This is a genomic window from Sphingomonas sp. Leaf343, from assembly GCF_001423765.1.
Lineage (GTDB): Bacteria > Pseudomonadota > Alphaproteobacteria > Sphingomonadales > Sphingomonadaceae > Sphingomonas.
In genome coordinates, this window is the sequence record NZ_LMPG01000011.1 from 231658 (window position 1) to 252515 (window position 20858).

Sequence of the window (20858 nt, forward strand, 5' to 3'; positions counted from 1 at the left end):
CACGTGGAACATGGCTATTTGCCAAGACAGAAGCGTGAGAAAAGCGCATCCAGCATCAGGTCCGTCGCATTGGCACCCGTAATCTCCGCCAGTAATAGGCGCGCAAGCCGCAAATTTTCCGCGAGCAGCAGCGGATCCGCCGATCTATCCGACAGCGCAGCCGATGCTGCAACGCACAAATCCTGCTGATGCCGTTTCAATGGCAACAAGTCGTCCGTAGGAACAAGTGCTTCGGCACGTACCTGAATAATCGACCACAAAGCCTCGATCGACGACGGATCGTCGCGCGCGGTAGCCACCGTCGCATCAGCAGGCACGTCGTTTCGTCCCGTAACATCCCTCCGACTATGAACACGTACGGCGTCGGCCCGCGGAGCCTCGACGTCCCCCAGCCAGAGAAGAATATCCGCTTGCTCGACCGCCTGCCTGGCACGGTCCACCCCGATGGCCTCGACCAGATCGTCCGTCGCGGTCAACCCCGCGGTATCGGTCAACCGATACGCCATCCCCTGTCTCGCGACCTGTACCTCGATCCGGTCGCGCGTCGTCCCTACCACCGGCGACACGATCGCGGCATCCTGCTGCACGAGCAGATTAAACAAGGTCGACTTTCCCGCATTCGGTGGTCCGGCCAGGACGACCGTCACGCCGCGGTGCAGCGCGTCGACGGATGGAGCCGCCGCAACCTGCCTGATCGTGTCCGACAGCTCCTGCATGTCCGACTGTATCGATCCGACATCCTCGTGGACATCGTCCTCGTCGCCATAATCCAGCAAAGCCTCGATCCGCGCCGACAGGATCGCAACCTCGGTCATCCATCGCTCGACCGACCGGCTGACACTCCCCTCCGCCGCGGCCAAAGCCATCCGCCGCTGCGTCTCCGTCTCGGCCGCGAGAAGATCGGCCAGACCCTCCGCCTCGGTCACGTCGAGCCGGCCGTTTATCACCGCGCGCCGTGTGAACTCACCGGGTTGCGCCAACCGGACGCCCGGCTGTTCGATGAGAGCTGCCATGATCGCCGCGACGACGGCACGCCCACCGTGACAGTGAATCTCGACGAGATCCTCGCCCGTCGCCGTCGCCGGTCCGGGAAAAATCAGCATCAGCACGCGGTCGAGCAACATGCCTCCCGGATGGCGCAATGTCCGTACGCGCGCGGTTCGGGGCGGCGGCAGCGTCCCCGCCATCGTTGCGGCCACTGCAAGCGCGACCGGCCCGCTGACCCGGATCACGGCGATCGCCGCCGGCGGCTGTCCGCTGGACAATGCCGCGATCGTATCGGTCATCCCTTGGATGCAGCGCCGATCGTGCCGGCGCTATCGAGCATCTGCCGCCAGAATCGCATGCCGGCATCGCCCATCGGTGCCCAGCTCTTCAACATGCCCTCCAGCAACTCGGGCTGGACTTTCCCCTGCATCGCTTCCTGCATCATCGCGACATATTGGTCGTGCAGCGGCGTCAGATCCGGCAGGCCCATCGCCCGACGTGCCTCATCGGGCGTGCAGTCGATCTCGATCGTCACCTTCATGTCGCATATCCCCGGCCGCCGTGGCACCGCATAGCGCCACGGCAGCGTGCTCCCGTCAACCGGACGGGCATCTCAACCGAACAGGCTGGCGACGCCGAGCGTAGTCTCGCTACCGATCCAGCCCTCGTAGATCATCTTGAACGCCACGAAGACGATGACCGCGAGACCGACATAGGCGATCCAGCGATACTTGTTGATGATCTGCGCGATAAAGTTCGCCGCCAGCCCCATCAGTGCCACCGACAGCAGCAATCCGACGACGAGGATGCCCGGATGCTCGCGCGCCGCCCCGGCGACCGCAAGGACGTTGTCGAGGCTCATCGACACGTCCGCCACCGCCACCGCCCAGGCCGCGCCGGCGAAGCTCTTGGCAGAGCGGATGCCTGACGCCTCGTCTCCGGCGATCTCCTCGGAACCGGGATTGTGGCCACCCTCACGGATCTCGCGCCAGAATTTCCAGCTCACCCACAGCAGCAACAGTCCGCCGGCGAAGATCAGGCCGACGATGCCCATCAGCCACGTGACGATCAGCGCAAACAGGATACGCAGCACCAACGCCGCGCCGATACCGATCAGGATCACCTTCTTGCGCTGATCCGCGGGCAGGCCCGCCGCCAGCGCCCCGACCACGATCGCATTGTCGCCCGCGAGCACGAGGTCGATCATCAGCACCGATCCGAAAGCGGCCAGCGCGGCGGGTTCGGTGATGTTGGAAAAGTCGGCGACGATGTGCTGCCAGATGTCGGCGGGCGAACCCGGTCCGCTCGCGACGGCCGCGGCCAGAAGGGTGATGATGGACATGTCGGCTCCCGATGACGCTTCGGTCACCTCATAGCGCAACATGCCGGTGTTACGAGCGAAAGTCGCTTAATGCCGTCGTTCTCGACGCTTGCTGTGACCACGACGCGGGCAAAGCCACCGTCGTCGGTCCGGCCGCGCTCGGCCAACCCCTGCCGCAAGGTGCGGCAGGGGTTGGCCGCCACGTTACTGATTCATGCTGTCGAAGAAGTCGTGGTTGGTCTTCGAGTTCTTCATCTTGTCGAGCAGGAATTCCATCGAGTCGATCGTACCCATCTGCATCAGGATGCGGCGCAGGACCCACATCTTGGACAGCTTGTCCTTCTCGACCAGCAGCTCTTCCTTGCGCGTGCCGCTCTTGCCGACGTCCAACGCCGGGAAGATGCGCTTGTCCGCGACCTTGCGGTCGAGCACGATTTCGGAGTTGCCGGTGCCCTTGAACTCCTCGAAGATCACCTCGTCCATGCGGCTGCCGGTGTCGATCAGCGCGGTGGCGATGATCGAGAGCGAGCCGCCCTCCTCGATGTTGCGCGCCGCACCGAAGAACCGCTTCGGGCGCTGCAACGCGTTGGCGTCGACACCACCGGTCAGGACCTTGCCCGACGACGGCACGACCGTGTTGTAGGCACGGCCCAGACGCGTGATCGAATCGAGCAGGATCACCACATCGCGCTTGTGCTCGACCAGCCGCTTCGCCTTCTCGATCACCATCTCGGCGACCTGCACGTGGCGCTGCGCCGGTTCGTCGAAGGTCGACGACACCACTTCACCCTTCACGGAGCGCTGCATGTCGGTGACTTCCTCGGGCCGCTCGTCGATCAGCAGCACGATCAGGAACACTTCGGGATGATTGTCGGTGATCGCCTTGGCGATGTTCTGCAACATCACCGTCTTGCCGACGCGGGGCGGCGCGACGATCAGCGTACGCTGGCCCTTGCCCTGCGGCGAGACGATGTCGATGACGCGCGCCGACTTGTCCTTCTGCGTCGGGTCCTCCGGGTCGAGCGTCAGCTTCGATTCCGGGTAGAGCGGCGTCAGGTTGTCGAAATTGACGCGGTGACGAACCATGTCGGGATCGTCGAAATTGACCGCGGTCAGCCGCACCAGCGCGAAATAGCGCTCGCCGTCCTTCGGCCCCCGAATCTCGCCCTCGACCGTATCGCCGGTGCGCAGCCCGTGCTTGCGGACCTGATTGGGCGAGACATAGATGTCGTCCGGGCCGGCAAGGTAATTCGCTTCCGGACTACGCAGGAAGCCGAAACCGTCCTGCAACACCTCGATCGTGCCCAGCCCCATGATCTGGTCGCCGCGTTCCGCCTGTTCCTTGAGGATGGCGAACAGCAGGTCCTGCTTGCGCAGCGTCGACGCGCTTTCGACGCCCAGTTCCTCGGCGAGCTGCACCAGCTCGGCGGGCGTCTTCTTCTTCAGGTCTTTGAGATGCATGGAAAAGTCCGGATGCGAGCGTCGGGCGGCGAAGGATCGCAAACGAACCGAAGCTGGAAAGGCGCGTGGATACGCGGCAGGACGCCGCTACGCGAGACAGGGAGGTAAGCGGCTCGCTACCTCCCGTCAAGCCGGGTTCAGGGTTTTACGATCACCAGCACCACGATCAGCGTCACCGCCAGCGCGGGCACCTCGTTCAGCATCCTGAGCTTGCGCCCGTCGAGCGTCGGCTTCCCCCGCGCCAGCGTCTTCGCATAGCCGACCGCCCAGCCGTGATAGCCCGACAGCAGGACCACCAGCAGCAGCTTGGCGTGGAGCCAGCCCAGCCCGGACACGCCGTCGAACAGCCCCAGATTGGCCGCCAGCATCAGCCCCAGCACCCAGACGACGATCATCGCCGGCGTCAGGATGATGTGGCGGATCTTGCCCTCGCGCGACACCCACTCGGCGGCCTCGTCCGTCCGTCCGGCGGCCAGCGCCTCCTGATGATAGACCAGATAGCGCGGCAGCATGAACAGCCCCGCCATCCAGAAGATGACGAAGATCAGATGCGCCGCCTTCACCCAGTCATAGGTCGCGCCCAGCCAGCCGATCATCGCGTTCTCCGTACATGCGCCAGCAACCGCTCGACATGCGCGATCGGCGTGTCGGGCAGGATGCCGTGCCCCAGATTGAAGACATGCGGCCGCCCCGCCAGCGCGCCGGTGATACGGTCCACCGCCCGGTCGAGTTCCGCTCCACCGGCGATCAGCGCGAGCGGATCGAGATTGCCCTGCACCGGCATCGCCTCCGGCAACACGCTGTTCGCCCAGGAGGGATCGACCGTCTCGTCCAGCCCCAGCGCATCGACCCCGGTCTCCCGCGCATAGGCGGGCAGTTTGCCCCCCGCCCCCTTGGGGAAGCCGATCACCAGCAGGTCCGGCCGTTTCGCCTTCAGCGCCGCGACGATCGCCGCATTGGGCGCGATCACCCAGCGTTCGAACTGCGCAGGGCTCAGCGATCCGGCCCAGCTGTCGAACAGCTGCACCGCCTCCACGCCCGCATCCGCCTGCGCGATCAGATACTCGACCGTCATCGCCGCGATCGCATCGACCAGCGCCTGGAACGCGCCCGGATCGTTATAGGCGAAGCGCCGCGTCTCGCCCTGATCCTTCGAACCCCTGCCCGCGACCATATAGGTCGCGACCGTCCACGGTGAGCCCGCAAAACCCAGGAACGTCGTCGCTCCGGCGTTCAGGGCGGGCAGTTCCGCCGCGACCCGGCGCACGGTGCCATAGACCGGCTCCAGCCGCTCCGGCACCCGCTCCAGCGCGTTCAGCGCGTGATCCATGCCCTTGTGGTTCATCAGGGCCGGCTCCAGCCGCGGCCCCTCGCCCGCCCCGAAACTCAGATCCTGACCCAGCGCCCATGGCACCATCAGGATGTCGCTGAACAGGATCGCGCCGTCGAACCCGAAGCGCCGGATCGGCTGAAGCGTCACCTCCGCCGCCGCGACCGGATCGGTAGCGAGCGCGAGGAACCCCCCCTTCTCCGCCCGGAGCGCGCGATATTCCGGCAGGTACCGCCCGGCCTGACGCATCAGCCAGATCGGCGGCACCGACGGCATCGCACCCTTCAGCACCGCGAGCAGCGGCTTGTGAGTCGGATCGGTCAGCGTCCTTCTTCCTTAAAGAAGAGTTAAAAATAGGATGAGGTAGTGGTTGGCGCGTTGGCAGCGGGGATTAGGCATCCATCCCGGAAATGCCAACAGCTTGACCGCGCGGGAGTCGCGGAATCGCATGCGATTCTGTTCCTTCATCCCCGTTATCCACAGGCTGTGGAGGAAAACCGGGGCTGTGGATGCGGCTGTGGATGGAATGCGAATTGTCCACCGCCCGCACCTCGCTTGGCCGGTCGACCGGGTTACGCTACCTCTTGCCCGCATGTTATCCACAGATCGGCCAACAGCGTCGTCCGCCGGCTCGTCAAGCCCACGATGACGACCCGCCTCCACCTCCACCTCCTGTCGGATTCGACCGGCGAGACGCTGGAGAACATCGCCAAGGCCGCGCTCGCGCAGTTCGACGATGTCGAGACGGTGCGCCATTTCTGGCCGATGGTCCGGACGGAGATGCACCTCGACCGGATTCTGGCGGAGATCGCGCAGAATCCCGGCCTCGTCGTCTACACGCTCGTCAATCCGGCGATGCGGCGCACGCTGGAGACGCGCTGCGCCGGCCTTGGTCTTCCTGCGGTCGCGCCGTTGGATCCCGTCAACGACGCACTGTCGGCGATGCTCGGTCAGCAGGCCAAGGCACGGCCGGGGCGGCAGCACGTCCTTGACGCCGCCTATTTCGCCCGCGTCGATGCGATTCAGTGGACGATCGCGCACGACGACGGCATCGCACACGAGGAATGGGAGGAGGCGGACATCGTGCTGGCGGGCGTCAGCCGCTCGTCCAAGACCCCGACCTCGATCTATCTCGCCAATCGCGGCTTCAAGACCGCCAATATCCCGATCGTCGTCGAGAGCCCGCCGCCGGCATCGCTCTATCGCCTGCGCAATCCGCTCGTCGTCGGACTGACGACCAGCGCCGATCGCCTGATCCAGGTCCGCCGCAACCGCCTGCTCTCGCTCAACCAGCAACCCGACACCGCCTATGTCGAGGAGGAAGCCGTCGTCCGCGAACTCGCCTTCGCGCGCCGCATGTTCGCCGACAATGGCTGGCCGGTGATTGACGTCACCCGCCGCTCGATCGAGGAAACCGCCGCCGCGATCGTCTCGCTGGCCAACCAGCGTGAGGTGTGAGGGTGAACGTGTCACCGGGTGAGTCCCACCGCCATCCCGCGAAGGCGGGAGCCTGGTGCCTTCGCATCTGCGCAACGTCGCCGACCCCGGATCAGCCGACCCCCCGATCACTGGGTCCCCGCCTTCGCGGGGATACATCGCACCAGAACCACCGCGCAGGAACGCTCCACCGATGACCATCATCCTCGCCTCGCAAAGCGCGTCCCGCCGCGCGATGCTCGACGCCGCCGGTGTGCCGTTCGAGGCGGTCGCTGCGAACGTCGATGAGGAATCGGCCAAGGCCGCCCTCACCCACCTCTCGTCCCGCGATCTCGCCGATGCGCTGGCCGAACTGAAGGCGGTCAAGGTCGCCACCCGCCTCCCCGGCCTCGTTCTGGGTTCGGACTCGCTAGTCGCGCTCGCCGACGGCACCCGTCTCGACAAGCCGGAGAGCCGCGAACAGGCGGCCGAACACCTGACCCGGATGAGCGGCGGCACCCACGACATCTGGAGCGCGGTGGTGATCGCCGAACAGGGTCGCCCCGTCTGGCGCCACGTCGAACGCGCGCGGTTGCACGTGCGGCCGCTGTCCTACACCTTCATCGAGGCGTATCTGGATCGGGAGTGGCCGGTCATCGCAGGATGCGTCGGCTGTTTCAGGATCGAGGGACCGGGCGTGCAGCTGTTTTCGAAGATCGAGGGAAGCCATTTCACCGTTCTCGGCATGCCGTTGCTGCCGGTGCTCGCCTATCTGCGCGAGCGCGGCGTCCTGCCGAAGTAGAGGCATCCGCCGGATCGCCTCCACTTCCTCCACTTCGGGCCTCCACTTCGAAGGATATCAATGCCCTACGCAGACGTGATCGGGGACCCGATCAGCCACTCCAAATCGCCGCTCATCCACCGTTTCTGGCTGGAGGCGCTGGGCATCGACGCCGATTACCGCGCGACGCACGTCACGCCGGACGACCTCGCTGCCTTTCTCGACGGTCGCGCCGCCGACCCCGACTGGCGCGGCTGCAACGTCACCGTCCCGCACAAGATCGCCGCACTCGATCACGTCGCCGACCCCGGTGGCGTGCGTCAGTCGATCGGCGCGGTGAACACGATCTTCCGCCAGTCGGACGGCAGCCTGGCCGGCACCAACACCGATGCCGCCGGCTTCTGGGCTCCGATCGCCGACCTCGATCTGACGGGTCAGCCGGTAACGGTGATCGGCGCTGGCGGCGCGGCGCGCGCGATCCTGTGGGCGCTGGCGCAGGTCGGCGTCGGCCCGGTGACCGTGATGAACCGCAACCCGCTCAAGGCCGCGGCGCTGCTGTCGCACTTCAAGCTCAAGGGTCAGGCGCTGCCGCTCGGTCCCGCCGCGCCGCCCTGCGCCCTGCTGGTCAACGCGTCGAGCCTCGGCATGACCGGACAGCCGCCGCTGTCGCTCGACCTGTCCGCCCTGCCCGACCACGCCGTCGTCTACGATATCGTCTATGCGCCGCTGGAGACGGAACTGCTGGCCGCCGCCCGCAAGCGCGATCTCGATACCGTCGACGGGCTCGACATGCTGGTCGCGCAGGCCGCTGCCGCCTTCGCGATCTTCTTCGGCAAGGACCCGCCCCGCGACCGCGACGACGATCTGCGAGAGCTGTTGACGGCCTGATGCTGACCGTCGGTCTCACCGGCTCGATCGGCATGGGCAAATCCACCGTCGCGGCCATGTTCGCGGCGGAGGGCGTGCCGGTGTTCGACGCCGACGCGGCCGTCCACCGCCTGCAAGGTCCAGCCGGTGCCGTCGTCGCCGCGATCGAGGCGGCGTTCCCCGGCACCACCGGTTCGGCCGGCGTGAACCGCACCGCCCTTTCCGAAGCGGTACTGGGCGACGATGCGGCGATGAACCGGCTGGAGGCGATCGTCCATCCCGCGGTCGCCGCGGAACGTGCCGCTTTCGTTACCGCCCATGCCGATTCGCCGCTGGTCGTCTTCGATATCCCGCTGCTGTTCGAAACCGGCGGCGATGCGCGCGTCGACCGGGTCGTCGTCGTCTCCGCCGATGCGGCGGTCCAGCGCGCCCGCGTCCTCGCCCGCCCCGGCATGACGGAAGCGAAGTTCTCCACGATTCTCGCGCGTCAGCTTTCCGATGCGGACAAGCGCGCGCGCGCCGACATCGTCATTCCGACCGACGTGGCGATGGACGACACCCGCGCGGCGGTCCGCCGGGCCATCTCTTGCCTCCGCGCGCCGACGGGCGGATAAGGTCCCCATGCGTGAGATCGTGTTCGACACCGAAACCACCGGGTTCAAGTTCGCCGAGGGCGACCGGATGGTGGAGATCGGCTGCGTGGAGCTGTTCAACCGGGTCGAAACCGGGCGCACCTTCCACGCCTATTATTGTCCGCAGCGCGATATGCCGGTGGAGGCGTTCAACGTCCACGGCCTGTCGACGCAATTCCTCTCCGACAAGCCGGTGTTCGCCGCGGGCGTTGCCGATCTGCTCGACTTTATCGGCGATGCGCCGCTGATCGCACACAATGCGGGGTTCGACTTCGCCTTTCTCAACGGCGAACTCGGTGCGTGCGGCTTCCCGCCGATCTGCACGAAGACGCGGATGGTCGATACGCTGCAGATCGCCCGGTCGAAGCATCCGGGGGCGAAGCATACGCTTGACGCGCTGTGTTCGCGGTTCGGGATCGATCGTTCGCATCGGGTGCTGCACGGGGCGCTGCTCGACGCGCAGTTGCTGGCGCAGGTCTATGTCGAATTGATGGGCGGGCGGCAGATCGGGCTCGGCCTTCTCAGCGACATCGTCGTTGCCGATACGGGGCCGGTCGTCGCATCCACCCCCCGCATCGTCCGTCCACCGCGCGTTTTCGCGGTGCCGGAGGGAGAACTTCGCGCGCATGCCGCGTTCATGAAGGGCATTACAGATCCGCTCTGGGGGGCCGTGGCGTCCGGTTGACGCTGTTTCGAACGAAGCCAACAGGACCGTTCGAGAGACATGGAGAAGACGATGGATATCCGGATTTCAGGTCATCAGGTCGAAACGGGCGAAGCGCTCAAGACCCATGTCCAGGACCGACTCCAGGGTATCGCCGACAAATATTTCAGCCGCGCCATTTCCGCCGAAGTCACCTTCGGGAAGGGGCCGCATGATGTCGGGTTCAAGTGCGATATCGTCGCCCACGTGATGAAGGGCCTGGTGCTGAAGGGTCGGCACGAAGCGCAGGACGCGCATCCCGCGTTCGATGGTGCCGCGGAAAAGATCGAGAAGCAGTTGCGCCGCTATATGCGCCGCCTGAAGGATCGCCATGCCGCGGAGACGATCGAGATCGCGGAAGCCGGTGCCTATGACAATGCCGGCTACACGCTGTTCGCCGAATCGACCGCCGAAGAGGAAGAGGCGGACGCCCCCCTGATCGTCGCGGAGACGCGCGTCGACATCCCCGATGCGTCGGTCGGTGATGCGGTGATGATGCTCGACCTGCGCAACACGTCGGCGCTGCTGTTCAGGAATTCCGGCACCGGCACGTACAACATGGTCTATCGCCGCGGCGACGGGACGATCGGCTGGGTGGAGCCGCAGCGCGCCGCCTGAGTCCCTCCCTTGCTCCCCCCGCGCCAGCCGCTATGGCCCGCGCGGGGGAATACATGTCCGGGACAGCTTCGTGATTACCGATTTCAGCGACCTGTTGCGTCCCGACGCCGTCGCCACCGGCTGGAACGCGGCCACGAAGAAGGCACTGTTCCAACAGGTCGCCAACAGCTTCGAAAGCCTCCGCGTCGGCGATGCGCGGACGATTGCGGATCGGCTGACGGAGCGGGAGAAGCTGGGTTCGACCGGTTTCGGGGGCGGCGTCGCGATCCCGCACGCCAAGCTGCCCGATCTGGCCGCCCCTACCGGGCTGTTCGTGCGCCTGTCGCAGGCGATCGACTTCCAGGCGGTCGACAATTTGCCCGTCGATCTGGTGTTCGTGCTGCTGTCGCCGGTCGACGCCGGATCGGACCATCTGAAGGCGCTGGCCCGTGTGTCGCGACGGCTGCGCGACCGGTCGTTCCTCGGCAAGCTGCGCGGGGCCGGTTCGCGCGATGCACTCTACGCGCTGTTCACCGCCGACGAGAGCCGCCATGCCGCCTGAAAGCGGCGAGTCGGCGCATTTTCGCGCGCTGGAACAACTCTACGCCGAAGCCCCGATCAACCGCTTCTTCGAATCGTCGCTGGAAATCCCGGAAAGCGGCGTCGCCCGCATCCACTTCACGATCGACCAGCGTTATTACCACGCAGGCGGCGCGGCGCACGGCACGAGCTATTTCAAGATGCTCGACGATGCCGCCTTCTATGCGGCGAACAGTCTGGTCAGCGATCGCTTCCTGCTGACGACGGCATTCAACCTGCTCCTGACCAAGCCGCTGACCAGCGGTCCGGTCGTCGCGGAGGGCCGCTGGATCAGCGGCAAGCGCCGCGTCTTCGTCGCGGAGGCGCGACTGATAGATGCGGACGGCGAGGAGGCGGCACGCGGGACCGGCACCTTCATGCGATCCCGCATTCCGCTCGCCACGCTGCCCGGATACCGCACATGAGCGACCGGCTGCCCAGCCACCTGCTTGTATCCGCCATGTTGCGGCGGGCCAACGACAGCGGCGGCATGGGGATGGTGCTCGCCAAGGGGGATGCTCAGGCCGGCGCGATCCTCGCGGTGACGGTGGAACCCGGTGGGCCGGAGCGGCTGTTCGAGCGCGGCTTCGATCCGCTCGGCCGTGTCGGAATCGTCGAGTCGACGCCGGACGACGACATTGCCGGCTACTGGCGGCGCAGACGCTCGCGCGACCCCGACCTGTGGGTAATCGAACTGAACGTCCCGGGTGCGCAACGACTCGTCGCTGAAACACTGGGGGCGAATTGACTCGTTAACTCGCTTCGGCGAGCGCGGTTCCACTGAAAACACGCGTTGTGCCGTGTCCGGGTGCGATCCGGGTCGGTGACGCAGTCGGGGGGCAGCCCGGACGATCGCTTCCCGCGATCGGGCCCGTGATCCCACCGCATGTCGTATAGAGTGAATGACCGTTTTTGCCCGGTTCGCGACTGCCGCGACCATGTCCCTTGCGCTGGCCGGCCTTCTCGGCACCAGCACGCCGACCCTGGCGCAGGTGGTTCAGACCCCCGCCATCGTTTCGGCCACCGCCACGGAGTCCACCGTCGAGCCAGTCGCTCCGGTCGACACCGCCGCTACTGACTCCTTCGATACCCTGGCCGACGCGGTCGACGCGCATGACGACGACGCGACCGCGTCGACCTCCGCGATGCGTTGCCTGGCCGGCGCGATCTATTTCGAATCCAAGGGCGAGCCGCTGTCCGGTCAGCTCGCCGTCGCGCAGGTCATCCTGAACCGCGTGAAATCGGGTCGCTTCCCCACCGACGTCTGTGGCGTCGTGAAGCAGCGCGGCCAGTTCGGCTTCGTCCGCGGCGGCGAGATTCCCGCCGTCAACGAGGGCGCACGGTCGTGGCGCACCGCCATCGCCGTCGCCCGGGTCGCGATGGCCGATATGTGGAAGGCCGCCGCTCCTAAGGCGCTGTACTTCAATACGCCCGGTCGCCTGCCGGGTTCGGGGCTGACCAAAATCGCCGCGATCGGCAATCACATCTTCTATCGCTGAACGCACACCGGCGGGGCTTGCCCGCCGTTCGTGTTTCGTTCTATGAACGGGGGCGATGCTGGACGTTGCCCCTTCTTCGTGTCTGGATGATGGCAATCCGCTGCTCTGTGCCGCCGACGTGGCGCGCGGGGTCACGCGGATGCTGTTGCGTCACGACCTCATCACCCTGACCGAAGTCCCGCTGGAGGGTGGCCGCCGTGCCGATCTGATGGCGATCGATGCGCGTGGCGGTCTCGTCGTGGTCGAGATCAAGGTGTCGCGTGCCGACCTGCTCGGCGATGGCAAGTGGCCGGACTATCTGGCGCATTGCGACCGGTATTTCTGGGCGGTGCCAGCGGGGTTCGACCTGTCGCCGCTGGACGGACCCGCCTTCCTGCCCGAACGGACCGGCGTGATCGTCGCCGACCGCTACGACGCGGAGATCGTGCGTCAGGCACATACCGTGCCCCTGCCCGCCCATGTGCGGAAGCGGTGCACGCTGGCCTTCGCGCGCCGGGCGGCGCGGCGGCTGACTTCGCTGGCCGATCCCGAGGCAGCGGCGCTGCCGTTCGAGTGAGGGACCTAGGAGGCGATCATCCAAGCCGCTGTGATCGCTCGATGCTGCGTTTGAAGGTTGGGCCAGGATTGGTCCAATGACGCGGTTTGGCGGCGCTCGCCTCCGACAGGCTGGCCGATCCGAAGAGCGGTCGGAGGCCGACGCGGCATGACATCGTCAGTCCCGCGAACACGGCGAACCCCTGACCCATTGCGCAGTGAATGCCGGAACAGGCCCGGCATGCCGAAGCGGCAGACTCCTAGAACTTCGGGCCGGCGACCTGTGCCTGCGATTTCTTCGGCGTCTCCGCATAGAGCTTGGCGATGGCCGAGTTACGGGGGTCGTTCGTCGCATATTCGCGTGCGGACTGGCCGGTCTGGCGATCCTGCTGGTCGGGATCGGCCTTGGCCGTCAGAAGCAGGCGGACCATGTCGATGCTGCGGTTCTGGGTTGCGAGGATCAGGGGGGTGATGCCGGCCTGATTGCCGAGGTTCGGATTGGCCTTGGCCGCAGCGAGGATCGGAATCATCTCCGACTGGCCACCCTGTACGGCGAGCAGCATCGGCGTATTGCCCTTGCCGTCGCGCAGGTTTGGATCGGCACCCTTTTGCAGCAGGAAGCGGAGGTAGGTCGTATCGCCGCGCTTCACGACGATGTGCATCGCCCCGTCGCCCGAGGTCACGTCGCGGGTGTTGATGATGTTGCTGCCCGGCTTGTCGAGCATCGCGATCACGTCGTTGCCCTTGGCATCGCGAACGGCGCTGAGGAATTTATAGCTTTCGGATTGCTGCTGCGCCGCGACCGGTACAGCAACCAACATGAAAGCTGCGGAAATCAGTGCCTTGCGCATCATGCGAACGGGGTCCTTGGAACGATGCCGGAATGCTTGCGCGACACCGGCTAACAGATCAAGGCTGGCACCGCCATGAACAAGCTTTCCACTGTCGGCGACGCCATGAAGACGCTCCTTCTGGCCGGTCTTGTGTCTTTATCCGCCTGCCAGCCGGCACCGACCGGAAAGCCGCCGCTGGAGGGCGCGCGGATCGGTGGACCCTTCACCCTGATCGATCAGAACGGGCGTACCGTTACCGACCGCAGTTTCGCCGGCAAGTACCGGATCATGTATTTCGGCTACACGTTCTGCCCCGATGTCTGCCCAACCGACGTGCAGTCGATTTCCGCAGGGCTGAAGCTGGCGGAACGCAGCGCTCCCGACAAGGCGGCGCAGGTCGTGCCCGTGTTCGTCACGGTGGACCCGGCACGCGATACGGTGCCGGTGCTGAAGCAGTTCGTCTCCGCCTTCCACCCGCGGCTTGTCGGCCTGACCGGGGACGAGTCGGCGATCGCGGGGATCAAGAAGGCGTACGCAGTCTATGCCGCAAAGGGCGAGGCGACGCCCGGCGGCGGCTATCTGGTGGATCACAGTCGCACCGCCTATCTGATGGACCCTGACGGCAAGCCGCTAGTGCTGGTGCCGCAGGACGAGGGGCCGCAAGCGGTGGCCGACACGATCGAGAAGTGGGTACGGTGATCGACAAGTTCTGGGAACGACCGATCGAGACGCTCGACCGTGGCCAGTGGGAAGCACTGTGTGACGGGTGCGGAAAATGCTGCCTTCACAAGCTGGAGGACGAGGATACCGGCGAACTGCACAGCACCAACGTGGCGTGCAAGCTGCTCGATCGACGATCCGGGCAGTGTTCGGATTACCGCCACCGCCGCGCCTATGTGCCGGAATGCGTGCGACTGACGACGCGCAACGTGCGCGACATCGACTGGTTGCCGTCGACCTGCGCCTACCGGCTGCGTGCGAACGGCGAGCCGCTGCCGGACTGGCACTACCTCGTCAGCGGCGATCGTGACGCGGTGCATGCCGCCAAGCAGTCGGTGCGCGGCTGGACGGTCAGCGAAACGGATGTCGGCGATCTGGAGGATCACGTCGTCGATCGCATCCTGTGACGGGATCGGCGTTGCCGGCCGATCTGGACGTCGTTCGAAATCCGCGGGCGCGCCGTTGCACCCTGTCGCTGGACAGCGCGACCGGACGCGCGCGGCTGGTGCTGCCGCCGCGCGCTGCGCTGAAGCCGGCACTGGTCTGGGCGGCGGGCAAGGCGGCGTGGCTGGCGGAGCAGCGTGCACGCCTGCCCGTTGCGCGACCATTCGGGGCGGGGACCGTGGTCACGGTGGCGGACGAGGTGCTGACGATCGTTCGTGACGAAGGAACGCGCCGCGCGCTGATCCACGACGGCGACCGGCTGCTGGTGGCGGGGCCGGAGGACACGATCGGTCGTCGCGTCGAAGCGTGGATCAAGCGTAGGGCGCTCGATCTTCTGACGATCGAGACCGCGGAGTATGCGACGCTGGCCGGGGTGACGGTGGCGTCGGTGGCGATCGGCGATGCGAGAAGGCGCTGGGGAAGTTGCGCGTCGACGGGGGTGATCCGCTATAGCTGGCGGCTGATACTCGCGCCCGGCTGGGTGCGGCGGGCAACTGTGGCGCATGAGGTCGCGCACCGGGTGCATATGAATCACGGACCGCAATTCCACGCGCTGGTCGCGGACCTGTACGGCCGCGACCCGACGCCGGCGCGGGCATGGCTGCGCGAACACGGCGCGGCGCTTCACTGGGTCGGGCGGTCGTCCTGAACGGGCACCGGCTGGCGAACCGTCGGTAGCGGCTGGCGTGCGGGGGCGGGCAGGGACTGCCGCCCCGGCGGCACCGCCTCGCTGGCGGCCGGATCGCGGGGGCCATCGCGGGGAACGTCGCGGGGAACGTCGCGCCCGGTGACGCGGTCGATCAGGTCGTCGAGCTGTTGCCGCGAAGCATCGTCGTCGGGGCGCTCGTCAGATACGCCGGGATCGACCGGCTGTCCGGTTGGTGCACCGGCGATGGGGTTGCCGTCCTCGTCGACCTGTTGGCCGCTATTGTCTGGCTGGCCGAAATAGCTCTCTTCATCGGGCTCCAGCTGCCATTCGGGCAGCGTGACTTCGGTGTCGAACTGCTCGATCGGGCGCTTGGCGGTGGCCGGGCGCATGAAGGCGGCGAAGGCGCGCGCGGGGGCGGTGCCGCCATGCAGGCCGCGGATCGGACGCGCGTCGTCGCGGCCCATCCACACGCCCGTCGTCAGGCCACTGGAGAAGCCCAGGAACCAGCCATCCTTCAGGGAGGTGGTGGTACCGGTCTTGCCCGCGACCGGGCGGCCGATCTGCGCCTCGCGACCGGTGCCGGTGTTGACCGCGGTCTGGAGCAGGTCGGTCATCTCCGCCGCCACATAGGGCGCGACGAGAACGCGGCTGGTATCGGCCTGATGCTGGTAGATCACCTCTCCGTTCGCCGTCACGCGGGTGATACCGTAGGGGACGATCGCGACGCCCTTCGATGCGACGCTGGCGAAGGCGCGCGTCATGTCGATCAGGCGGACGTCGGACGTACCCAGCACCATCGCCGGATGCGTGTTGATCGGGGTGGTGATGCCGAAGCGGCGGGCCATATCGGCGATCGTCGGGAAGCCGACCTCCTGCCCCAGCTTCGCCGCGACGGTGTTGAGCGAATAGGCGAAGGCGGTGCGCAGCGACACGTTGCCGCTGTTGCGCCGCGAATCGTTGCGCGGGCTCCAGCCATCGATCGTGACTGGCTCGTCGACGATCATGTCCTCCGGCTTGTGCCCCGCCTCCAGCGCCGCGAGGTAGACGAACAGCTTGAACGCCGATCCGGGCTGGCGGACGGCCTGCGTCGCGCGGTTGTAGATCGACGACACGTAATCGGTACCGCCGACCATCGCGCGGACGGCCCCGTCACGGTCGAGACTGACGAGCGCTCCCTGCGCGCCGCCCGGCACGTTGGCGCGGATCGCGGTATCGGCCTGACGCTGCATCGCCGGATCGATCGTCGTCCACACCTCCAGCGGGGCCTGCGTCTCGTCGATCAATGTGTCGAGCTGCGGCAGCGCCCAGTCGGTGAAATAGCGCGCGCTGTTCTGCTGCGCGCCCTGCACCAGCTTCAGCGCCTCCGGATTCGCCTCCTCCGCCTGCAACTGCGTGACATAGCCGTTGCGGACCATCTGCTGGATGACGACCCCCGCACGGCCCTTGGCGGCGTCGGCATCGGCGGTGGGGGAATAATTGGACGGTGCCTTGACCAGCCCCGCGATGACGGCGGCCTCGGCGAGATTCAGCTCGTCCGCGCCGTGACCGAAGAATTTGCGGGACGCCGCGTCGATTCCGTACGCGCCGCCGCCATAATAGACCTTGTTCAGATAGAGTTCGAGGATCTGGTCCTTCGAGAACTTGCGTTCCAAGGCGAGTGCGAGAATCCATTCGCGGAACTTCCGGCCGAACTTCTTCTGGCTCGACAGGAAGACGTTGCGGGCGAGCTGTTGGGTGATCGTCGATCCGCCCTGAACCCAGCGGCCACGCTCGTACCGGACCTGGACCGAGCGGGCGATGCCGATCGGATCGACGCCGAGATGGCTGCGGAACCGCCGATCCTCGACCGCGACGGTGGCGTCGCGCATGACGCCGGGAATGCGGCTGTAGGTCAGCCATTCGCCATAGCTGGGCCCAAGCGAGGCGATGATCGACCCGTCGCTGGCGTGGACGCGGATCATCTGACCGTTGGGCGAGGATTTCAGTTCCTCGAAGCTAGGCAATTGCGACCGCGCGACATAGACGGCGATCACCAGCGCACCGAGCGCGAGGACGCCGAGGCCGATCATGATCTTGACGAAGAAACCGAGGCGGCGACGCCAGGGCGAGCGGGGAGCTTTACGCGTGCGGGCCATGTAGGGTCGGCGAAATACGCGTTAACCGCGTCCGCCACAAGCGGTGGCGGACGCGGTACGAGTCAGCCCTTGCGCGGGCGAAACTCCAGCGCGACCGAGTTCATGCAGTAGCGCAGGCCAGTCGGCGGCGGACCGTCCGGGAAGACATGGCCGAGATGGCTATCGCAGCGGGCGCATCGTGTTTCGGTGCGGACCATGCCGTGGCTGCGATCGGAGTGATCGGTGACGCTGCCCTCCGCCAGCGGCTGCGTGAAGCTGGGCCAGCCGGAGCCGCTGTCGTATTTGTCGGCGCTGTCGAACAGTTCGTTGGCGCAGGCGGCGCAGCGATAGAGCCCGTCCGCCTTGTTGTCGGTCAGTGCGCCGGCGAAGGCGCGTTCCGTCCCCGCCTCGCGAAGGACATGATATTGTTCGGGCGTCAGTTTGCGACGCCATTCGGACTCGGACAGATTCAGATGTTCCATGTCGCTAATCTCGGATCGAGGGGAGGGGGCGTCAATGGCCACGGTGGCCGATCCGCGTCAGCCGCGCGACGATCTGGATCAATGCGGGACGTGCGGCGGCGACGAGCAGCGGCGCGAGGGGGCCTTCGCCGATGGCGCGGACGATGCCGGCGACGCCGATCGGGCGGTGGACGGCGCGGGCGAAGGCCGGTTGCCATGTCCGCGCGGCATCGGGGCCGCCGTTGGACAGGGCTCGGGCGGCGGCGATACCACTGGCGATGGCGATGCCCATCCCCTCGCCGGCGAGCGACGGGATGACGCCGGCCTGATCGCCCAGCCGGAACAGGCCGGCGGTGCCGCTGCGCTGACGCCAGCCATAGGGAACGTTGGCGACCGCATCGATCGCCGCGCCCGAAGCCATATAGGCCAGCCGTTCGCCGAGGCGGGGATGCTCGTTGCCCAATATCGCGAGCAGGGCGGCGGGGGAGCCGGCCTCCGACAGGCGGGACCGGTGGACGGCCATGCACAGGTTGACGCTGCCGTCCTCCTGCCGGGCGATCCCGACATAGCCGCGATCGAACAGGTGCAGTTCGATCGTGTCGGCGACCAGTGCATCGAGGCCGGGCGCGGGGGCGAGGCGGACCCGCAGTCCGAGCGTCGGATCGCTGCCGCGCGCCGACTCGGGCCGGGCGAGGCCGCGGAGGTCGTGCTTGCCGGTCGCGAGGAACAACGCATCGGCGGCGACCGTCGTGCCGTCGTTCAGCCGGATGCCGTCCACCTCCACGGCCCGGGCGCCGACGCCGCGTTCGACCGCGTCAACCCGATCGAGGAGCAGGGTGTCGAGGCGGCGGCGCGATACGCAGACGGCGGGGCGGGGAAGGGGTGCCTCCGCCGTACGGCCCCCGGCGAACAGGCGGACGCGGGTGACGCGGTCGCGGTTCAGCGCGCCCGCCTCGACCCCCAGCGAGCCGAGCGTCTCCAGCGTCCGCCAGCTCAGGAATCCGCCGCACAGGGCATCGCCCGTTTCGCGGGTGCGCTCCAGCATCAGCGCGCGCGTCCCGGTGTGGGCCAGCGCGATGGCGGCGGCGGTGCCGGCCGGCCCGCCACCGACGATCAGCGCAGCGTTTCGACGCATAACCGGAACGGAAAGGCGCGGTAGATACGGGCATGCCCGACACCCGCTTCCCGCAGGATCGCGTGCCATTCTGCCGGGCGATAGCTGCGCGCGATCGACAGCGTACCGTCGTGCCGCACGATCGGGTGCCAGCGGGCCAGCGTCGCCAGCAACGGAAAGCCGACATGCGCGAAGCGGTGGCGGTGAAGGTCGTTGACCAGCCAGCAGCGGGCATTCGCGTCCATGAAGCGCAGGAAGGCGACAAGCTGATCGTGGCTCATGTGATGGGCGACGAGGCTGGAAATGATCGCATCCCAGCCGCCGCCCTGTCCGGCATAGTCGCCGGTGATCCAGCGGATGCGCGAATTGACGGGGCTATGCGCACGTGCCGCCTGTTCGGACCGGGGGTTGAGGTCGATGCCGGTCAGTTCGGCGTCGATGCCGCGCCGCGCCGCCCAGCGCTCGATCCGGCGCAGCATGTCGCCATCGCCGAAGCCGACATCGAGCAGGCGGAGGCGCTTGCCGCGAACCGCACGCTTCAGGAAGGCGAGGGTCGGTCGCGCCGCCATCGTGACGGTGTTGACCCGTGCCAGGTCGGCGACGACGGCGGCGTAGACATGGAGGTCCAGATCGTCCGCATCCATCAGCTCCTCGGCCTGGGCGCGGACCGCCAGCGTCATGACGCGCTCCGGAAGCCGAAGCCCTCGGCGGCGAGACCGGGACCGAACGCCAGCGCGACGCCGTTCGTGACGGGCGGCCCTGCCAGCAAGCGTTCCAGCACGAACATCAGCGTCGCCGACGACATATTGCCATGGTCGGCCAGCACGGCACGGGAGGCGGTCAGCGCATCTTCGGGTAAGGCCAGCGACTGCTCGACGGCATCGAGGATCGACCGGCCGCCGGCATGAACGGCCCAGCCGTCGATGGCATCCGCGCCGCATCCGCCGGTGACGGTCCGGCGAAAGGCCTCGTCATCCAGGGCATCCGCAATCCGGCGGGGCACTTCGCCCGACAGGTGCATGGCGAAGCCGGTGTCGGTGATCGTCCAGCGGATCAGTGCGTCGCTGTCGGGCAGGGTCGCGGCGAACGGAGCACCGAGCGCGAAGCCCGCGGGATCGGCGGTGACGAGCGCGGCGGCCGCACCGTCGCCGAACTGGAGCATCGCCAGCAACGGCTCCAGCGCTACCGTGTCCTGCAGGTGCAGCGTCGACAGTTCGCAACAGATCACCAGCACGCGTGCGGCCGGTTCCGATCGCACCAGATGGCGGGCCGTGCGCAATGCCGCGACGGCGGCGTAACAGCCCATGAACCCGACCAGCAACCGCTCGACCGAACCCGGCAGGCCCAGCCGCTGCGCGACGATCTGATCGAGGCCGGGGGCGACGAAGCCGGTGCAGCTTGCAACCACCAGATGCGAGATGCCGTTCAGGTCCGTGCGCTCGCCCAGTGCGGCGACGGCGGCGAGGCTGAGCGTGGGGGCGGCATCCGCATAGAGCCCCATGCGCGCGGCGGTGCCGGGCATCGCACCGGCATAGAAGCCGCCGGGCGATACGGGCGACAGACCTTCCCGGGTCGGGGGCAGCACCGACCAGCGATGGCCGATGCCCGATCGCCGCGCCATCCGGGCGAAGAGGCGCGCTTCGTCGCCCGCCACACGTGACTGCGCCCAGGCGATGAACGCGTCGTGGATATCGTGCGGCGGCGCCGCGGTGCCGATCGCGTTGACATGGGCGGTGACGGCTGCGGTCGCGGGCAATCGGGATGCTTTCGGTGACGTTCGGGTGAAGTGCCCCGGACGAACAAGGGTTTGCGTCCG

Annotated in this window: 26 protein-coding genes; 14 read left to right on the top strand and 12 right to left on the bottom strand. The window is 67.1% G+C overall.

Features of this window, described 5'->3' with window-relative positions:
• Positions 1-14 precede the first annotated feature (14 nt).
• From mnmE to hemE, 6 genes are all read right to left on the bottom strand, one after another.
• Positions 15-1286, bottom strand: a complete 1272-nt coding sequence (mnmE, locus tag ASG07_RS08735) for a tRNA uridine-5-carboxymethylaminomethyl(34) synthesis GTPase MnmE (RefSeq protein ID WP_055844556.1) — start codon at positions 1284-1286, stop codon at positions 15-17.
• Positions 1283-1528 (bottom strand): DUF6489 family protein, encoded by a 246-nt coding sequence (locus ASG07_RS08740; RefSeq protein WP_055844559.1) that lies wholly within the window; start codon positions 1526-1528, stop codon positions 1283-1285. Before ASG07_RS08740 ends, mnmE begins: the two co-directional genes overlap by 4 nt.
• A 72-nt stretch (positions 1529-1600) precedes the next feature.
• Positions 1601-2329, bottom strand: a complete 729-nt coding sequence (locus ASG07_RS08745; RefSeq protein ID WP_201780984.1) for a TerC family protein — start codon at positions 2327-2329, stop codon at positions 1601-1603.
• 183 nt (positions 2330-2512) lie between these two features.
• Positions 2513-3769 carry a transcription termination factor Rho gene (rho, locus tag ASG07_RS08750; protein ID WP_055844563.1) on the bottom strand — a complete coding sequence of 419 codons (1257 nt, stop codon included), beginning with the start codon at positions 3767-3769 and terminating at the stop codon, positions 2513-2515.
• A 137-nt stretch (positions 3770-3906) separates the two neighbouring features.
• Positions 3907-4365 carry a CopD family protein gene (locus ASG07_RS08755; RefSeq protein WP_055844565.1) on the bottom strand — a complete coding sequence of 153 codons (459 nt, stop codon included), beginning with the start codon at positions 4363-4365 and terminating at the stop codon, positions 3907-3909.
• Positions 4362-5423 (bottom strand): uroporphyrinogen decarboxylase, encoded by a 1062-nt coding sequence (gene hemE, locus ASG07_RS08760; protein ID WP_269082633.1) that lies wholly within the window; start codon positions 5421-5423, stop codon positions 4362-4364. The genes ASG07_RS08755 and hemE overlap by 4 nt, the downstream gene beginning before the upstream one ends.
• Before the next feature lie 321 nt (positions 5424-5744).
• Between hemE and ASG07_RS08765 the strand changes: the two genes are divergently transcribed.
• The 11 genes from ASG07_RS08765 to ASG07_RS08815 all read left to right on the top strand — a co-directional run bounded on the left by ASG07_RS08765 (position 5745) and on the right by ASG07_RS08815 (position 12729).
• Complete coding sequence (locus ASG07_RS08765; protein WP_055844568.1) at positions 5745-6557, top strand: pyruvate, water dikinase regulatory protein; 813 nt, start codon at positions 5745-5747, stop codon at positions 6555-6557.
• 172 nt (positions 6558-6729) lie between these two features.
• Positions 6730-7317, top strand: coding sequence for a Maf family protein (locus ASG07_RS08770; RefSeq protein WP_082474680.1), 588 nt, complete (start codon positions 6730-6732; stop codon positions 7315-7317).
• A 60-nt stretch (positions 7318-7377) separates the two neighbouring features.
• Complete coding sequence (locus ASG07_RS08775; RefSeq protein WP_055844570.1) at positions 7378-8184, top strand: shikimate dehydrogenase family protein; 807 nt, start codon at positions 7378-7380, stop codon at positions 8182-8184.
• Positions 8184-8777 (top strand): dephospho-CoA kinase, encoded by a 594-nt coding sequence (gene coaE / locus ASG07_RS08780; protein ID WP_055844573.1) that lies wholly within the window; start codon positions 8184-8186, stop codon positions 8775-8777. Before ASG07_RS08775 ends, coaE begins: the two co-directional genes overlap by 1 nt.
• Before the next feature lie 7 nt (positions 8778-8784).
• A complete protein-coding gene (gene dnaQ / locus ASG07_RS08785) occupies positions 8785-9480 on the top strand; it encodes a DNA polymerase III subunit epsilon (RefSeq protein ID WP_055844577.1) in 696 nt (231 codons plus the stop codon).
• A 51-nt stretch (positions 9481-9531) separates the two neighbouring features.
• Positions 9532-10116 carry a ribosome hibernation-promoting factor, HPF/YfiA family gene (gene hpf, locus ASG07_RS08790; RefSeq protein WP_055845041.1) on the top strand — a complete coding sequence of 195 codons (585 nt, stop codon included), beginning with the start codon at positions 9532-9534 and terminating at the stop codon, positions 10114-10116.
• A gap of 73 nt (positions 10117-10189) precedes the next feature.
• Positions 10190-10657, top strand: a complete 468-nt coding sequence (locus ASG07_RS08795) for a PTS sugar transporter subunit IIA (RefSeq protein ID WP_055845044.1) — start codon at positions 10190-10192, stop codon at positions 10655-10657.
• Positions 10647-11099 carry a PaaI family thioesterase gene (locus ASG07_RS08800; protein WP_055844580.1) on the top strand — a complete coding sequence of 151 codons (453 nt, stop codon included), beginning with the start codon at positions 10647-10649 and terminating at the stop codon, positions 11097-11099. The genes ASG07_RS08795 and ASG07_RS08800 overlap by 11 nt, the downstream gene beginning before the upstream one ends.
• Positions 11096-11422, top strand: coding sequence for a DUF1491 family protein (locus tag ASG07_RS08805; RefSeq protein WP_055844584.1), 327 nt, complete (start codon positions 11096-11098; stop codon positions 11420-11422). The genes ASG07_RS08800 and ASG07_RS08805 overlap by 4 nt, the downstream gene beginning before the upstream one ends.
• Before the next feature lie 154 nt (positions 11423-11576).
• The gene (locus ASG07_RS08810) at positions 11577-12173 is read left to right on the top strand and encodes a cell wall hydrolase (RefSeq protein WP_055844586.1); all 597 of its coding nucleotides are present in this window, start codon (positions 11577-11579) and stop codon (positions 12171-12173) included.
• A 55-nt stretch (positions 12174-12228) separates the two neighbouring features.
• Positions 12229-12729 (top strand): MmcB family DNA repair protein, encoded by a 501-nt coding sequence (locus tag ASG07_RS08815; RefSeq protein ID WP_055844590.1) that lies wholly within the window; start codon positions 12229-12231, stop codon positions 12727-12729.
• 238 nt (positions 12730-12967) lie between these two features.
• On the opposite strand, the gene ASG07_RS08820 is transcribed toward ASG07_RS08815, so the two are convergent.
• Positions 12968-13561: an ankyrin repeat domain-containing protein gene (locus ASG07_RS08820; protein WP_055844593.1), complete on the bottom strand. Its 594-nt coding sequence runs from the start codon at positions 13559-13561 to the stop codon at positions 12968-12970.
• Between the two features lie 72 nt (positions 13562-13633).
• Between ASG07_RS08820 and ASG07_RS08825 the strand changes: the two genes are divergently transcribed.
• The 3 genes from ASG07_RS08825 to ASG07_RS08835 are packed head-to-tail and all read left to right on the top strand — an operon-like array spanning position 13634 to position 15353.
• Complete coding sequence (locus tag ASG07_RS08825; protein ID WP_055844596.1) at positions 13634-14239, top strand: SCO family protein; 606 nt, start codon at positions 13634-13636, stop codon at positions 14237-14239.
• A complete protein-coding gene (locus ASG07_RS08830) occupies positions 14239-14667 on the top strand; it encodes a YcgN family cysteine cluster protein (RefSeq protein WP_201780990.1) in 429 nt (142 codons plus the stop codon). The genes ASG07_RS08825 and ASG07_RS08830 overlap by 1 nt, the downstream gene beginning before the upstream one ends.
• Positions 14664-15353 (top strand): M48 family metallopeptidase, encoded by a 690-nt coding sequence (locus ASG07_RS08835; protein WP_236694612.1) that lies wholly within the window; start codon positions 14664-14666, stop codon positions 15351-15353. The genes ASG07_RS08830 and ASG07_RS08835 overlap by 4 nt, the downstream gene beginning before the upstream one ends.
• Here ASG07_RS08835 and ASG07_RS08840 read toward each other — a convergent pair.
• From ASG07_RS08840 to ASG07_RS08860, 5 genes are all read right to left on the bottom strand, one after another.
• Complete coding sequence (locus ASG07_RS08840; RefSeq protein WP_082474681.1) at positions 15329-17488, bottom strand: transglycosylase domain-containing protein; 2160 nt, start codon at positions 17486-17488, stop codon at positions 15329-15331. The genes ASG07_RS08835 and ASG07_RS08840 overlap by 25 nt on opposite strands.
• 62 nt (positions 17489-17550) lie before the next feature.
• Positions 17551-17949, bottom strand: a complete 399-nt coding sequence (gene msrB, locus ASG07_RS08845) for a peptide-methionine (R)-S-oxide reductase MsrB (RefSeq protein WP_055844603.1) — start codon at positions 17947-17949, stop codon at positions 17551-17553.
• A 31-nt stretch (positions 17950-17980) separates the two neighbouring features.
• The gene (locus ASG07_RS08850) at positions 17981-19063 is read right to left on the bottom strand and encodes an NAD(P)/FAD-dependent oxidoreductase (protein ID WP_055844606.1); all 1083 of its coding nucleotides are present in this window, start codon (positions 19061-19063) and stop codon (positions 17981-17983) included.
• A complete protein-coding gene (locus ASG07_RS08855) occupies positions 19042-19722 on the bottom strand; it encodes a methyltransferase domain-containing protein (RefSeq protein ID WP_055844609.1) in 681 nt (226 codons plus the stop codon). Before ASG07_RS08855 ends, ASG07_RS08850 begins: the two co-directional genes overlap by 22 nt.
• Entirely contained in the window at positions 19719-20798 is a 1080-nt protein-coding gene (locus ASG07_RS08860; protein ID WP_055844613.1) for a type III polyketide synthase, read from the bottom strand. The genes ASG07_RS08855 and ASG07_RS08860 overlap by 4 nt, the downstream gene beginning before the upstream one ends.
• Positions 20799-20858: the final 60 nt, after the last annotated feature.

Coding starts and splice junctions, on each gene's coding strand:
- ASG07_RS08840 (WP_082474681.1), bottom strand. CDS start 17,488: ATGGCCCGCACGCGTAAAGCTCCCCGCTCGCCCTGGCGTCGCCGCCTC.
- ASG07_RS08775 (WP_055844570.1), top strand. CDS start 7,378: ATGCCCTACGCAGACGTGATCGGGGACCCGATCAGCCACTCCAAATCG.
- ASG07_RS08825 (WP_055844596.1), top strand. CDS start 13,634: ATGAACAAGCTTTCCACTGTCGGCGACGCCATGAAGACGCTCCTTCTG.
- ASG07_RS08740 (WP_055844559.1), bottom strand. CDS start 1,528: ATGAAGGTGACGATCGAGATCGACTGCACGCCCGATGAGGCACGTCGG.
- ASG07_RS08765 (WP_055844568.1), top strand. CDS start 5,745: ATGACGACCCGCCTCCACCTCCACCTCCTGTCGGATTCGACCGGCGAG.
- ASG07_RS08800 (WP_055844580.1), top strand. CDS start 10,647: ATGCCGCCTGAAAGCGGCGAGTCGGCGCATTTTCGCGCGCTGGAACAA.
- ASG07_RS08805 (WP_055844584.1), top strand. CDS start 11,096: ATGAGCGACCGGCTGCCCAGCCACCTGCTTGTATCCGCCATGTTGCGG.
- mnmE (WP_055844556.1), bottom strand. CDS start 1,286: ATGACCGATACGATCGCGGCATTGTCCAGCGGACAGCCGCCGGCGGCG.
- ASG07_RS08755 (WP_055844565.1), bottom strand. CDS start 4,365: ATGATCGGCTGGCTGGGCGCGACCTATGACTGGGTGAAGGCGGCGCAT.
- ASG07_RS08815 (WP_055844590.1), top strand. CDS start 12,229: ATGCTGGACGTTGCCCCTTCTTCGTGTCTGGATGATGGCAATCCGCTG.
- rho (WP_055844563.1), bottom strand. CDS start 3,769: ATGCATCTCAAAGACCTGAAGAAGAAGACGCCCGCCGAGCTGGTGCAG.
- ASG07_RS08850 (WP_055844606.1), bottom strand. CDS start 19,063: ATGCGTCGAAACGCTGCGCTGATCGTCGGTGGCGGGCCGGCCGGCACC.
- hpf (WP_055845041.1), top strand. CDS start 9,532: ATGGATATCCGGATTTCAGGTCATCAGGTCGAAACGGGCGAAGCGCTC.
- coaE (WP_055844573.1), top strand. CDS start 8,184: ATGCTGACCGTCGGTCTCACCGGCTCGATCGGCATGGGCAAATCCACC.
- ASG07_RS08770 (WP_082474680.1), top strand. CDS start 6,730: ATGACCATCATCCTCGCCTCGCAAAGCGCGTCCCGCCGCGCGATGCTC.
- ASG07_RS08820 (WP_055844593.1), bottom strand. CDS start 13,561: ATGATGCGCAAGGCACTGATTTCCGCAGCTTTCATGTTGGTTGCTGTA.
- ASG07_RS08855 (WP_055844609.1), bottom strand. CDS start 19,722: ATGACGCTGGCGGTCCGCGCCCAGGCCGAGGAGCTGATGGATGCGGAC.
- msrB (WP_055844603.1), bottom strand. CDS start 17,949: ATGGAACATCTGAATCTGTCCGAGTCCGAATGGCGTCGCAAACTGACG.
- dnaQ (WP_055844577.1), top strand. CDS start 8,785: ATGCGTGAGATCGTGTTCGACACCGAAACCACCGGGTTCAAGTTCGCC.
- ASG07_RS08810 (WP_055844586.1), top strand. CDS start 11,577: ATGACCGTTTTTGCCCGGTTCGCGACTGCCGCGACCATGTCCCTTGCG.
- ASG07_RS08745 (WP_201780984.1), bottom strand. CDS start 2,329: ATGTCCATCATCACCCTTCTGGCCGCGGCCGTCGCGAGCGGACCGGGT.